This window comes from Candidatus Ryanbacteria bacterium CG10_big_fil_rev_8_21_14_0_10_43_42, assembly GCA_002793915.1.
In the GTDB taxonomy this organism is placed as follows: domain Bacteria; phylum Patescibacteriota; class Minisyncoccia; order Ryanbacterales; family 2-02-FULL-48-12; genus 1-14-0-10-43-42.
In genome coordinates, this window is sequence record PFEF01000008.1 from 60649 (window position 1) to 74545 (window position 13897).

The following is a 13897-nucleotide window of genomic DNA, read 5'->3' on the forward strand; positions in this document are numbered from 1 at the left end:
ATAAGGCCTATAAAAGCTTTTTTTGATGTTCTTCCGGCATATGCACACCCATGTGATCGTATGCTCGTGCGGTGGCGATGCGTCCGCGGGGCGTGCGTTCTAAAAACCCGAGCTGTAAGAGGTAGGGTTCGTGTACGTCCTCTATGGTCTCTATTTCTTCGGCAGTAGAGGCGGCAAGCGTTTGTACCCCAACGGGACCGCCACGATATTTTTCGATAATGGCGGTTAAAATGCGCCGATCACTCGTATCAAGTCCCAGTCCGTCTATTTCAAGAAGTTGAAGAGCGGCGGTACTCATCTCGGATGAGATGGTGCCGGTTCCCCGCACCTCGGCGTAATCACGGCATCGTTTCAGTAGGCGATTTGCGACGCGCGGTGTAAACCTGCTTCGACGCGCAATTTCATGCGTAGCATCTGCGTCAATGGGAACGGAAAGAATATTTGCTGAACGGGTAATAATGCGTTCAATGTCATTTTCCGTATAAAAATTAAGACGAAATACACCTCCGGCAAAACGAGAGCGAAGCGGGGATGATAAAAGCGCAATACGGGTAGTTGCGGCAAGAAGAGTAAAAGGGGGTAGATCAAGCTGAATGACGCGTGCGGAGGGCCCTTTCCCGAGAACAATATCAAGAGAGCGTGATTCCATGGCAGGGTAGAGAATTTCTTCTACGAGCTTATTTAATCGGTGAACCTCGTCTATAAATAAAATATCTCCGGGGGATAGATTGGTAAGAATAGAAGCAAGATCCCCAACGCGTTCAATGGCAGGGCCGGATGTTATGCGAATTTGCGAACCCATTTCTTTTGCAATAAGATGAGCAAGTGTTGTCTTACCAAGTCCGGGCGGACCGTAAAACAACGCATGCTCCATGGGTTCTCCACGTTTCTTAGCCGCTTCTATAAATATAGAAAGATTTTCTTTTATGGTGCTTTGACCAATATAATCATCCCATGTTTGCGGACGCAGTGTCATATCGAGTGATTTGTCGTCGCGTTCACCGGCGGGAGTGAGAATATGTTCGTTTTTTAGTTCCATAATGAGTGAAGATATAGATTTATTTTGCGTGTCTTTTTATAGCGGGAACAGAGGTACATAAAATGTCGATAAAAGTAGGGGGTTGACTTTTCTTTTTAAATCTGTTATAAACTCTAAGAACAGCAAACAGCCAAAAAGGCGGTTTTTCTTTGGAAGCCTCCAGACAATTAAGGCCTATACACCTTACCTGGATCCTTTTGTTGCGGATATTCTGGTCGTCGCGTTTACGTGCCGTAGCTGGGGTACTCCCACGTTGGATTCTAAGTCCTTTGTACCTATGCGGGGACAATTGTCCGGAGGCTTTCGAAGAAAAAAACTACTATTCTCCCGTAACGCGTTCCACTTCCGAAATGCTCGTAATTCCCGCGAGCATTTTTAGTATACCATCCTGTTGCATGGTGAGCATGCCTTGTTTTTCTGCCGCTTCCCGTACGTCCGCTTCGGATGGTCGTTCAAGAATAAGATGCTCTATTTCATCATTAATACGAAATACCTCGAAAATGCCAATGCGTCCCGTGTATCCCGTATTATTACATGAGGCACATCCCTTAGCACGCCATATTGTCGCACCGGAAAGAGGAGGTGTGGTGTAGGGTTTAGGTAGTTCTCGTACCATTTCTTTTACACTCGCAAGCTCCTCGCCTTCAAGAATATACCCCTCTTTGCAATGTTCGCATAAACGACGGACCAGCCGCTGTGCCATGGCTATGTTAATGGCAGGGGCGATAATACTGGGATCTACTTCAAGATCAATTAGGCGCGGTATGGTTCCCGGCGCATTATTGGTGTGTAGTGTGGAGAATACGAGGTGTCCGGTAAGGGCGGCATGCATAGCAATCTCCGCCGTATCACGGTCGCGGATTTCTCCCACGAGAATAATATCGGGATCCTGGCGTAAAATAGATCGAAGGCCGTTGTTGAAATCATATCCTTTTTCGGTATTAACCTGTGTCTGATTAACACCGGTAAGATGATATTCAATAGGGTCCTCGATAGTGATAATATTTATGTTCGTATTGTTTACTTCTCGAAGAAAGGAATAAAGAGTGGTTGTTTTTCCGGAACCGGTAGGACCGGTTGTGAGAATCATGCCATTGGGTTTTTTAAGCTCTTCTTCGACAAGTATGCGAACCGGATCTTGCATTCCTAAATCCTTAAGACCAATATCTATTGTCTTCGGATTTAAAAGACGCATTACAATTGATTCCCCGTGAGGTCCCGGCAGAGTAGAGGTACGGACTTCTATATCAATATCATCCGTACGAATGGTAAATCGTCCGTCTTGTGCGCGATTTTTTATATTAAGCTTAATGCCGGACAGCAGTTTAATGCGTGAAAGGAGAAGAAGGTAAATACGCTCCGAGAAAAAAGTAACGTCTTCCAGTACGCCATCAATACGTACGCGAAGACGTGTTTCTTTTTCTTCGGCCTCAATATGAATATCCGATGTCCCCAGGTTAAGAGCTCCTTGTAAAAGCACTTCAAGTGTTCCGCTCGTTTTACGGTCTTCTTTTGCTTCAAGAAGGGGTGATAGGGTATTGGTAAGATCGGCAAGACTTCTTATGGTACGAGCCGCTTTGGTGATGTCGGACGTAGCGCGGAGTTCAACAACACCCTCTTCAACCGCTTTAACGGTTGATACTTCTTTATATTTTTCCCACGCCTTTTCCAGGCTGTGTGTGGAAACCAAAAAAAGTTGTGGTATGTAGCGTTTTCGTTTTAAGTCTTCCAAAAGAGCCTGTGCGGAATCATGATTAGGTGCACGCAAGCCGATTTTTATATTGCGTCCGACTATCTGAATAACGGCAAGTCCCGCATCTCGTGCGATGGATTCGGGAATAACGGCGAGTGAATCAGTATCAATAGATATAGTATCCAAATTTAAATAAGGGATGCCGTATTTTTCGGCAAGCATGCGTGCGAGATCTTCCCCTTCTTTTATGTGAAGCTCGCGCAGGTGCTCATCTACTTCATCTTCGCTAAATTCTGTCATAGAGAAAGTATATCATTTGTCATTCCGTTCTTGAAACAAATTTTCTCGAAGATAATCCGGGAAATGCCATACGCACAGGTATTTATAAGACGTTTTTTAAGAGTTTTCGTATTTCTATCTCCGCCTCGCTGAAAGTCGTGTATGATTCCAGAATAAGATATCCGTTTGTAAGAGGCGTTTTCGCTTCAAGAGAAATAATACGAAGCATCTCCCGATCAGATCCATATATAAGCACCTTTATATGATCTTGTTGCTTGGTTTTCATTTCTTCCTGCCATAAAACAATAGCCATAGAGGGAAGAGTTATAATGGTGCTCATATGTTCTACCAGCGAAGGAAGAATTGACGGTTTTGTTTCCGTTTTTTCAAAATCTTCTTTTGGGAGAAATGCCCACAGTACATCAATATCTTCATCAGTATGGGAACGTAACAGTGCGCGCCCTAAAAGTTTCATGTGAGCTTCATTCCAGGGGAATAATGCCTTTTCTTTAACGTCTACTGCGGGAGGGGATGTGTACGTATGCTTTATGTGTGAACGGGAGAGGTTAAGGATAACGCGCTCATTCTTAAACGGCGCATCATGCGTAAGAGTATTCGATAAATCTTTTTCGTCGGCAAATCCAAACGCCACAATGGCGTCACATGCCGGATAATGTTCCTCGAGATCAAAAGACTCTTTTGTTATGGGATGGTCCGGAGAAAGAAAAATACGTAAATGCCCATTTTGTTTTTCATACCGAAGTTCGCCTATGGGATTTTCTTCAATATTAAAAGAAAGCGCGACTTCTTTTTTAATTCCTTTTTCGGGAAAAAGATTCGCCCAACGTTTTTGCACAGCGGATGGCATATTCATTATATGCGCCCTATCATTAAGTCGCTCCTTGAGAGCATGAGCCGCAAGTACGTCGGTATCTTCCGATTCACTGCCAAGTAAAATACCTACGCGCTCAGATTTTGTAATAGTATCCAATAAAGATGATATATCACCATTTTCCATGCTTCATTCCTAGCATAAGAGGAAAGCGAGCGCACTATTGACTTTTTATATATTTAACAGTATAATGATAAAAATCTATTCTCGTTAAAAAAGGGGATTATATGGCAATAAAGAACATCGCTTTTTTGGTAGCCCTAATCTTTTTATTTGGTTCGGTAGACGTTTCTGAGGCTGGTGGTCGTAGGAGGCGCAATAATAGCGGTCGTACAGCAGCATTTGCCACTATTGGTACGGTGCTAGGTATGGGATTATTGCTTCGTTTTTTTAACAACAATAAACGAGAAGAAACGGAACGCCTTGCTATCAAAAAGGAATACGAAATGCAGGGCAAACAAGCGGAGCTGAATGCAGCGCTTGCCGCACCTAACGCACTGGGAGACAATAGAGAAACGTCCACTGTTGACCAAACGCTTCCGGGTCGCACGATTTTACACGCGCCGTTTCGGACGGCATCACCCAATCCTATTCCGCGGAACGATGGAAGTTTGTTGCGAGATAAAAAGAGGCGAGAATTCCATCAGAAAGCGCCGAAGTTTATTCCTCCACCACCTCCACCGGCAAAAGGGGAATTTAGGACGGAGCCGGCTCATTATGTGCAAGCCTCGCTTGGCGAGCGCAAGAGAAAGCCACAACTTCCTCGTATTGATACTTTGCACCAGCTTCGTGCAGAGCTGCCTCTTACGGATGAGTATAGAAACGCGCGCCTTGCGCTTTCTATGGGCATTGAAGAGGTAAGTGATCCGAATCGTGCGGCGTATAGCAAAAGTGAACTTCGTGCCGTTCTTGGAAATCTTAAGGAACTACAAGAACGTAGGCGTAGCCGCGCCCTCGACGATCTTGTAATGTATCTTTTATGGGCGGTTAGATAGGAGGATTAGTGAAGATAGTACTTTTGATTGCAATTATCATATTATCTGGGATATCATCGGTATCGGAAGCGCGATACTATAACAGGAGTTATAGGTCACGGTATTATAATAATTATCATTATAACGATAATTATTATAATAGATATCGATATAGGCACTGGAATGGGTGGTATGGACGCAACAATTATAACTATTGTTGCGATAGTGATAAAAGTACTGTCGAAACCGGACGAGAACGGTTTCGACAAAAAACCATTATCGAGAAAAAACCGGACGGATCATTCCGGTATGAAAATTCTCGATAAAACATGTTCCTTCATTTTAAGCGACATCAAAACAGGTGTCGCTTTTTTCTTTACCCGCTTTATATATGGCGTATATCTGCTACTATGCGTGCATATGGAATCAAAAGAATTTACCTCCCATTCAGAGGATGAAACAAAGGCCATTGCCCGTTCTATAGCGAAGGAACTTATGAATAATCCGCTAGAGGGAGCGGGAGCGTTGGTGGTGGCTCTTACCGGAAATCTGGGCGGCGGAAAAACAACGTTTACGCAGGGATTCGCTGAAGGTTTTGGTATTACGGAAACCGTTTTAAGTCCTACTTTTATCCTTATGAACACATACCCCATTCCTCTGTATACAACAACAAAAACACAACACGAATCCTTTAAAAATCTGGTGCATATCGATGCATACCGTCTGGACACCTCTATGCAGTTACACGCCCTTGGTTGGGAGGATATAATGAAAAGTATCCATAATATTGTTTTGATTGAATGGGCTGATAGAGCGCGAAAACTATTACCGGAACGGTATGTGGAGATACAATTTGAGGTTATTCATGAAAAAACAAGACGTATATTACTTAAGATATTATAATACTTCTTACTAATGGTTTCTTCCCAAAAAATAGAGCAACCGCGCAAGCTTCTTATTCTTCTGGATACGCATGCTCTTATTTACCGTGCATTTCACGCCTTACCTCCGCTTACATCACCGGCGGGGAAACCCGTAGGAGCTGTGTATGGTGTCGCTAACATTGTTCTTAAAATGCTGAAGGAGTATAAACCTGATTACATTGCCGCCGCATTCGATCGTGCGGAACCGACATTTCGCCATGATGCCTATGACGGTTATAAGGCGCAACGGGAAGAAGCGCCAGACGATCTCATTGCTCAATTCGGTACCACACGCGAGTTAATGGACGCATTTCATATTTCGACTTATGATGTTCCCGGTTTTGAAGCTGACGATATGATTGGCACCATCGTAACCCGTGTTTTAAAAGATACGGATGATGTTGATATTCTTATTATATCGGGAGATGCGGATTTACTTCAGTTGGCGGATGAAGATCGTGTGCGGATATATCGGCAGGGAAATAAAAACGTATCCGACACAACGCTTAATGCGGCGGGTGTGCGAGAAAAATATGGATTCGGACCGGAGCATATTGCGGATTATAAAGGATTAAAGGGGGATTCTTCGGACAATATTAAGGGTGTGCCGGGTATTGGGGATAAAACGGCAACGGCTCTCATTATGGAATTCGGAAGTATTGAAAATATTTACAAAGCGCTTTCCAGAAAAGATGCCTATCCGGCATTATTTAAACCGCGCGTGGTACGCGCTCTGGAAGAGTATAAGGAAGATGCTTTTTTTAGCCGTGACCTGGCGCGTCTCCATACGGAAGCACCTATATCTTTTGATCTTGAAAAAACATACTGTCCCCGGTTTGATACGGAACATGCTTATACTTTTTTGGAACAGCAGGGATTTCGCAGCCTTTTAGCGCGTTTGCCCAACGAAAACGGAAAAAAGGAGGAGGTGCTGGAAGATAAAAGCACTAAGCATAACGTGCATCAATGCACAAAAGATACGGAGGAAATGTTCATAAAGAGTGTTTCGAATATGCCGATAGTAGGATGGCTTCCTGACGAAGACCGCACCGGCGTTTTGATAGGAGATAAAAAAATGATATGGCATATTTCCGCCAAGGAATGTTTTCGCATGAAAAAAATGATACGGGACCTATTTAGCGATGCCGCTAAAAAGCATATTGCCCACGAAGCAAAAGATTTAATACACATCCTGCATGCGGCGGGCGTGGATTATGTTGCATTTGCCCATGATACGGGTATAGCCGCATGGGTTTTAGATCCCATCGAGCGGGACCTTACCATTAATGCTTTGGCGGATATGTATTTGGGAGTGGAATTGAAAGCATATGAAGAAGGTGTACTTTATTTGGAGGATATTACAAAAAAACAGGAGCAAAATCTTATAGCCGATAAGGTGGATAATGTATTTTATACAATAGAACTTCCTCTTATACCGGTACTTGCACGCATGGAAGAAACAGGTATAGCGCTTGATACAAAAGAGTTAGCCGTATTTTCCCGTAGGTTGGAAAAGCGCATAACGGAACGAGAAAAAACGATATATGCGCTTGCGGGAGAAGAGTTTAATATAAACTCGCCGAAACAACTTTCTGAAATTTTATTTGATACCATCGGCATTATGCCGGAGCGCATGAAAAAAACAGAGGGAGGAGCTCGCTCTACGCGTGCATCCGAACTTGTAAAAATGAAGGATATGCATCCGATTATCGATGAAATTTTGAGTTACCGGGAGGAAGCGAAACTTAAGTCGACTTATGTAGATGTTCTTCCGGTTCTTGTACATAAGGATACGGGACGCATCCACGCCACGTTTAATCAAACGGGAACCGTAACAGGGCGATTATCATCGCAGGATCCTAATTTACAAAATATTCCTATTAGAACGCCGTTAGGACAGGAGATTCGCCGTTCCTTCGTAGCGTCTCCGGGATATGTATTCATCGCGTGTGATTATTCGCAAATCGAACTTCGCCTCGTAGCATCTCTTTCGGGGGATGAAAAAATGATAACGGCGTTTAAGAACGGGGAAGATATCCATACCCGTACAGCGGCGGCCGTACACGCGGTTTCGCTCAAGGAAGTAACGTCCAGTATGCGTCGGGCGGCAAAGGTTATTAACTTCGGTATTCTCTATGGCATGGGGGCGGTAAGTCTTGCCGAGAATCTTGGCATAACGCGTAAAGAAGCGGATGTGTTTATAAAAGCATATTTTGCGGAATTTCCGCGCATAAAGGAATACATGAATGAACTTAAGGAACAAGCCGAAGAAGAGGGATATGTTGAGACATTATTTGGACGCAGGCGATATTTTAGGAATATGGCATCTTTAGGATGGCAGGCGCGGCGGGAAGCGGAGCGCATGGCTATTAATGCGCCCATTCAGGGATCGGAAGCGGATATTATGAAAATCGCAATGATACAGATAGCGGAAAAACTCAAAAAGGAACAAAGTAATAATACCGTGCGTCTTCTTATTCAGGTACATGACGAATTGCTGTTTGAAATAAAAGAAGACTTAGCAGATCATTACGCAAAAAAGATCGCATCCATTATGGAATCCGTATGCACGCTCGCCGTACCGCTTACGGTAGACAGTAAAAGAGGAAAAAACTGGTATGAATTGAGTGTATAAATTTACGTATGTTATGGCTACACTATTTGTCCATGATACAATACAGTGATGGAATCTTCGGAAAAAAACGTCACATCCGTACAAAAGCAATATATGGAATTTGACTCACGAAGAGTTTCGGTTACAAACTCGTTATTTTTTCGCATTTTTATATCCATTTTCGGCCTCTCCATTATTCCGGTTATTGTTTCGGGCATTCTCATAGCGGCGGCATATCAAGCCATTTTACGGGATTATGTACACGGCGGTATCCTGGCGATTGTAGAGCAGAATGTTCGTATTCAATTTTTATTAATTCTTCTTTTTATTGTTATTCTTGTTTCATTTTTTTCTTTTATTCTGGCACGCAGTATTACACGTCCCATACAGTTATTGATTAGCGCCACGCGCCGCATTACGGATGGCGATATGAATATACGCATTAAGCTTGATAGGAAAGATGAAATTGGAAAACTTGCCACATTTTTTAATATTATGGTTCAACGCTTTGTTGAAACACAAAAAAGAAATACAGCCATATCACGCATTAAATCACAGTTTGTATCTGTGACGGCGCACCAACTGCGTACACCGCTTTCGGCCCTTAAGTGGACAATACGTATGCTTCTTGACGGCGATATAGGGACACTGCAAAAACGACAAAAAGATTTGCTTATGCGCGGATACGATACAAATGAGCGCATGATACGATTGGTGAATGATTTTTTGAATGTTTCGCGTATCGAGGAGGGGCGATATGGGTTTCATTTTGATAAGATACAGATAAGAACGAGTATTAGTGAGGCTATTGAGGGAGTTTCTCTTGATGCCGCACGCCGACACGTTGCCATATCCACCGATCTGAAAATCCCTGAAGATCTTGTGATTGTTGCCGATAAAGAACGTCTTCATACCGTATTTACCAACGTTCTCGATAACGCGGTGAGATACAGTAAAGAGAACGGTTCCGTTATCGTATCGGCATTTATGCGTCCGGACGAATTACTGCAAGTAGATATTACCGATACGGGCATAGGTATTCCCGCGGAGGAACGCGACCGCATATTTACGCGCTTTTACCGTGCATCAAATGCCACGCGGCATCAAACAGATGGATCGGGACTGGGATTATTTATCGTACAAAATATTGTCGAACGTCATGGAGGCACGGTGTGGTTTACTTCAGAGGAGGACAAGGGAACAACTATTTCTTTTACCCTACCAAGTGATGGTAGGGATTTAAACGAGAAAAAGGATTCGTTTAAGGAATTTATGGACGCTGTATAGTCATGTTGCGTCATGATAGTATAAGATATACGCTAAATACCGATCATTATGAAAAAGCGCATTCTTGTTGTTGAGGACGAAAAAGATCACCTGAATATTATGGTGCATAAACTAGAACTTGAGGGATATGAAGCGCTTTCAGCGGAGGATGGCGCGGAAGGACTTCGTATGATAGAGGAAGAAAAACCGGATCTGGTGCTTTTGGATGTTGTACTGCCTTCGATGGACGGGTTTGAAGTATTGACTCGCATGCGCGAAAAAGGCATCACAATACCTGTGATTATTGTTTCAAATTCGGGGCAACCCGTAGAAATTGACCGCGGAACGGCATTGGGAGCGAAGGACCATCTTGTAAAAGCAGAGTTCAATCCGGGAGACGTTATAGAAAAAATTCGTATTCAGCTGGGGGAAGTGTCTTTATCGGAGGAGGAGAAGGAGAAAAAGAATCACGAGTCGTCCAGTAACGTTCCTATAGCGCATTATGTGCAAAATAAGGAAACAATTATTTTAATTGTTGAGGATGATAAATTTCTTCGGGACCTCATTGTGAATAAATTTTCGAAAGAAGGATTTACGGTACATGAGGCCGTCGATGGAGAAATGGCGTTATCCGTATTGCAGAAAGTCGCGCCGCAAATAATTCTCCTTGACCTACTTCTTCCGGGAATAGACGGATTTGAAGTTCTTCGGCGATTACAAGCGGATGAAAAACTTTCCGCTATTCCCGTTGTTGTCTTAAGTAACTTGGGTCAGCAGGAGGATATGGATAGGGCACGTTCATTGGGTGCGCGAGATTTTCTCATAAAGGCGCAATATACGCCAGGTGAGATTATTGTGCATATAAAGAAAATTCTTAGCGAAGCATACATTAATTAAATGTTTTAAATGAAGCCTGCGGATATATTCTAATTATGCTGTATTTTTTTTATGGGGACGATACATACCGGAGTCGGAAAAAACTTCGTGAGATTGAAGACCGTTTTCACGCACTTATGGGAGGAAAAGAGGCAAGTGTACGCATTGAAGCCGCATCGGAAGAGATTGCCTATATGCGTCGTACTATCGAAACACCATCACTGTTTCGCGATAAGCGTCTCATTATTATAGAAGGAAGTCGCGAAGCGTCGGCGGATATTCGGGAATATGTGGAAGAGCGCGTCCCGGCATATGCCGCCGATGAGGATGTGTATGTACTGTGGGAGAGGGGACTGGGAGATTCATGTAAAAAATTTGTTTCATTGGTAAAACAATACGCGACGAAAACACAGGAATTTAGCTCTTCGTCTTCGGTGGGAATACGTTCTTTTTTGGAAAGTGAGTTGCAGAGGCGGAAAAGAACTCTACCGGCCGATAAGAAACAGGAATTACTTGCGTATGCCGGAGGAGATTCTTGGCGTCTCGTCAATAGTCTTGATAAGGTTCTTTTGGAAGGAGACGGTGACACACATGAACGGGTATCCGGGCAGAAGGAATCCAATATATTTTTATTTACGGACGCCGTCGGTATGCGAAAAAAAGATCAAGCGTTTCAATTGTTTCATCAGTTTAAGGAAGAAGGTATGGCGCCGGATCAGATATTACGCGCACTGGCATGGCATGTGCGCGTTCTTGCTGTTGTTGCCGATCTTGTAGCGCACGGTGAACGGGAAAGTGATATTGCACGCCAGGCAAAACTTCATCCCTTTGTAGTTAAAAAGGCCATAATGCAAAGCAAGAAATTTAGCTTAGCGGAGCTTTCAAATTTTTATAATCGCCTCTCTTTGTTGGATACGAAAACAAAAGAAAACCGAGGGGATATATCCCTCGGCCTTCTGGATGTACTGCTTGCATTATAAATTAGGATCCTTTCTGTATGAGTTTTGCGAGGTAGGATTTTTTACGAGATGCAGTATTTTTTTTGAGAACATTTGTCTTTGCCGCCTTATCAATTGCTTTATACGCTTTTGGAAGGAGTACCACGGCTTCCTCTTTTTTACCCGCCTCCACAAGTTTTTTAATGTCTTTTGCGGTATCTCGAAAGGCCCGTGTTTTTTTCAGGTTTTGGATGCGGCGTTTTTCTGATTGTCGCAGGTCTTTAATTTGTGATTTTATATTCGGCATAGTTTTACGACTATAGCATATATACGGTTAATGTCAAAACCTAAATACGGGTGAGTATATCGCGCAGTTTTGCCGCTCGTTCAAAATCCAAGTTTGCCGCCGCGTCCAGCATTTCGTCTTCCAGTTCCTTTTTTAATTCCGTTACCGACCGTTTTTCTGTTTTTACGCGTCTAACAGCATCTTCAATTGTTTCCTCTTTTGCATGTTCAGGAAACCATTCCCGGACATCTTTTTGTATGGCGTGGGGAATAATGCCATGCTTTTTATTGTATGCGTTCTGTTTTTTGCGCCGGCGTTCCGTTATGCCCATAGCGCTTTTCATGGAATCCGTTATGGTATCGGCGTACATAATAACGCGTCCCGACAAATGGCGCGCGGCGCGTCCCATTGTTTGTATGAGTGTTGTTTCATTGCGTAGAAACCCTTCTTTGTCGGCGTCCAGAATGGCTACCAGGGAAACCTCCGGCATATCAAGTCCCTCTCGCAGAAGGTTAATACCAACGAGGGCATCAAATGTTCCAATGCGGAGCTTATTGAGAAGCGCGGGGCGTTCCAGTGTTTTTATGTCGGCATGAATATATTCGGCCTTAATACCGGCATCTCTAAGATAATCCGCAATATCTTCCGCAAGTCGTTTTGTTATAGTAGTTACAAGTGTTCGTTCTCCCCGTTTGGAGCGTATTTTTATTTCCTGAATCAGGTCCTGAATCTGGTTTTTTGTGGGGCGTATTTCTATTTCAGGATCCAGTAGTCCGGTGGGGCGTATGATTTGTTCTATAACGGGACCTTGTTTTAATTCGTATGAACTCGGAGTAGCTGATACATATATTGTTTGTGATACTTTTTCTTCGAATTCGGCGAATTGGAGAGGACGGTTATCAAGCGCCGATGGTAATCGAAATCCATGATCAACGAGAGTGCGTTTTCGTGCCTGATCTCCGTTATACATGCCGCGAATTTGGGGAAGCGTAATGTGTGACTCGTCGATAAAAACAAGGTAGTCATCCTTAAAATAATCAAATAAGGTATATGGCGGATCTCCCTTTTTTCGGAATGATAAATGACGGGAATAATTTTCAACACCAGACAGATATCCGGTATTTTTAAGCATTTCCATATCAAATCGCGTGCGTTGTTCCAAGCGTTCAGCTTCTAAAAGTTTTCCGTTTTTGCGAAAGACGGCAAGTTGTTCTTCCAGTTCGGTATAAATATTTGCAACAGCTGTGTCTATTTTTTCCTGTGGCGTGACGAAATGTTTTGCCGGAAATATACGCATGTCTTTTTGTGTGGAGGTGTTATTTATGCGGTCAATCTGATTGCCAAAAAATTCGATTGTCGTTATTTCCATGCCGGTTGGAGAGGTAATGGTTACCTTCTCTCCTTTCGCCGTGAATGTTCCGGGAAGGCTTTGTATGTCATTTCGGGTATATTGAAGAGTGGCAAGCGTTCGTAGGAAATCCTGCCGGCTAAGGGTTTCTCCCACACGAATGCGCGCACTCATGGCATCATATTCACGCGGATCCCCAATGCCGTAAATGCAGGAAACGGAGGCGACAATAATAACATCTTTACGGGAAAGAGCGGATTGTGTGGATGCGTGCCGTAGACGGTCGATAAATTCGTTTATACTCGCATCCTTTTCTATATAGGTATCTGTTTGGGGAATATATGCTTCCGGCTGATAATAATCGTAGTAAGATACAAAATAGTGTACGGCGTTTTCCGGAAAGAACTCCTTAAATTCCTGATAAAGCTGTGCGGCAAGAGTTTTATTATGGGAAAAAATGAGGGTTGGTTTTTGAATACGCTCAATAACATTCGCCATGGTGAATGTTTTTCCGGACCCCGTAACACCCAGAAGTGTTTGATAGGGCTTTCCTTCCCGAATACCGGCCGCTAAGCTTTCAATAGCAGTGGGCTGATCTCCGGTAGGTTTGAATGGTGATGAGAGATGAAATTTTGACATAATAACGTAGCCATTATACAGTATGGTGAGGAAATGAAAAGGAATGGAAATTATCTATAAGCGAGCCGCGGCTTCGCTTTTTTCTTTCATTAAAAAAACCTATACTACCAATATATCCTGACCGTTAGCA

At 43.3% G+C, this 13897-nt stretch carries 11 protein-coding genes; 6 read left to right on the forward strand and 5 right to left on the reverse strand.

The genetic code is table 11. The annotated features are described in order from the left end of the window. Positions 1-7: 7 nt before the first annotated feature. From COU90_03955 to COU90_03965, 3 genes are all read right to left on the reverse strand, one after another. Positions 8-1039: a Holliday junction branch migration DNA helicase RuvB gene (locus COU90_03955; GenBank protein ID PJE64225.1), complete on the reverse strand. Its 1032-nt coding sequence runs from the start codon at positions 1037-1039 to the stop codon at positions 8-10. A gap of 319 nt (positions 1040-1358) precedes the next feature. Further along, positions 1359-3032: a hypothetical protein gene (locus COU90_03960; GenBank protein PJE64226.1), complete on the reverse strand. Its 1674-nt coding sequence runs from the start codon at positions 3030-3032 to the stop codon at positions 1359-1361. An 82-nt stretch (positions 3033-3114) separates the two neighbouring features. After that, positions 3115-4029: a hypothetical protein gene (locus COU90_03965; GenBank protein ID PJE64227.1), complete on the reverse strand. Its 915-nt coding sequence runs from the start codon at positions 4027-4029 to the stop codon at positions 3115-3117. 101 nt (positions 4030-4130) lie between these two features. Here COU90_03965 and COU90_03970 point away from each other — a divergent pair, with 101 nt between their 5' ends. The 6 genes from COU90_03970 (at position 4131) to holA (ending at position 11536) form a co-directional block, all read left to right on the forward strand. After that, complete coding sequence (locus tag COU90_03970; GenBank protein PJE64228.1) at positions 4131-4898, forward strand: hypothetical protein; 768 nt, start codon at positions 4131-4133, stop codon at positions 4896-4898. A gap of 162 nt (positions 4899-5060) precedes the next feature. Continuing rightward, on the forward strand, positions 5061-5780 hold the full coding sequence (locus COU90_03975) for a tRNA (adenosine(37)-N6)-threonylcarbamoyltransferase complex ATPase subunit type 1 TsaE (GenBank protein ID PJE64229.1): 720 nt from the start codon (positions 5061-5063) through the stop codon (positions 5778-5780). A gap of 12 nt (positions 5781-5792) precedes the next feature. Then, positions 5793-8435, forward strand: coding sequence for a DNA polymerase I (locus COU90_03980; protein ID PJE64230.1), 2643 nt, complete (start codon positions 5793-5795; stop codon positions 8433-8435). A 48-nt stretch (positions 8436-8483) separates the two neighbouring features. Beyond that, entirely contained in the window at positions 8484-9701 is a 1218-nt protein-coding gene (locus tag COU90_03985; GenBank protein ID PJE64231.1) for a hypothetical protein, read from the forward strand. Positions 9702-9749: 48 nt separating this feature from the next. After that, positions 9750-10577 carry a hypothetical protein gene (locus COU90_03990; GenBank protein PJE64232.1) on the forward strand — a complete coding sequence of 276 codons (828 nt, stop codon included), beginning with the start codon at positions 9750-9752 and terminating at the stop codon, positions 10575-10577. A 35-nt stretch (positions 10578-10612) separates the two neighbouring features. Further along, positions 10613-11536, forward strand: a complete 924-nt coding sequence (gene holA, locus COU90_03995; protein ID PJE64233.1) for a DNA polymerase III subunit delta — start codon at positions 10613-10615, stop codon at positions 11534-11536. A gap of 1 nt (position 11537) precedes the next feature. Here holA and COU90_04000 read toward each other — a convergent pair whose 3' ends face one another. Both COU90_04000 and COU90_04005 read right to left on the reverse strand, forming a co-directional pair. After that, positions 11538-11801, reverse strand: coding sequence for a 30S ribosomal protein S20 (locus COU90_04000; GenBank protein ID PJE64234.1), 264 nt, complete (start codon positions 11799-11801; stop codon positions 11538-11540). A 40-nt stretch (positions 11802-11841) separates the two neighbouring features. Further along, on the reverse strand, positions 11842-13770 hold the full coding sequence (locus tag COU90_04005; protein ID PJE64235.1) for an excinuclease ABC subunit B: 1929 nt from the start codon (positions 13768-13770) through the stop codon (positions 11842-11844). Positions 13771-13897 lie beyond the last annotated feature (127 nt).

What these genes read in the sequence shown, in the direction of transcription:
- COU90_03955 (PJE64225.1), bottom strand. Translation starts at nt 1,039, where the DNA reads ATGGAACTAAAAAACGAACATATTCTCACTCCCGCCGGTGAACGCGAC.
- COU90_03960 (PJE64226.1), bottom strand. Translation starts at nt 3,032, where the DNA reads ATGACAGAATTTAGCGAAGATGAAGTAGATGAGCACCTGCGCGAGCTT.
- COU90_03965 (PJE64227.1), bottom strand. Translation starts at nt 4,029, where the DNA reads ATGGAAAATGGTGATATATCATCTTTATTGGATACTATTACAAAATCT.
- COU90_03970 (PJE64228.1), top strand. Translation starts at nt 4,131, where the DNA reads ATGGCAATAAAGAACATCGCTTTTTTGGTAGCCCTAATCTTTTTATTT.
- COU90_03975 (PJE64229.1), top strand. Translation starts at nt 5,061, where the DNA reads ATGGGTGGTATGGACGCAACAATTATAACTATTGTTGCGATAGTGATA.
- COU90_03980 (PJE64230.1), top strand. Translation starts at nt 5,793, where the DNA reads ATGGTTTCTTCCCAAAAAATAGAGCAACCGCGCAAGCTTCTTATTCTT.
- COU90_03985 (PJE64231.1), top strand. Translation starts at nt 8,484, where the DNA reads ATGGAATCTTCGGAAAAAAACGTCACATCCGTACAAAAGCAATATATG.
- COU90_03990 (PJE64232.1), top strand. Translation starts at nt 9,750, where the DNA reads ATGAAAAAGCGCATTCTTGTTGTTGAGGACGAAAAAGATCACCTGAAT.
- holA (PJE64233.1), top strand. Translation starts at nt 10,613, where the DNA reads ATGCTGTATTTTTTTTATGGGGACGATACATACCGGAGTCGGAAAAAA.
- COU90_04000 (PJE64234.1), bottom strand. Translation starts at nt 11,801, where the DNA reads ATGCCGAATATAAAATCACAAATTAAAGACCTGCGACAATCAGAAAAA.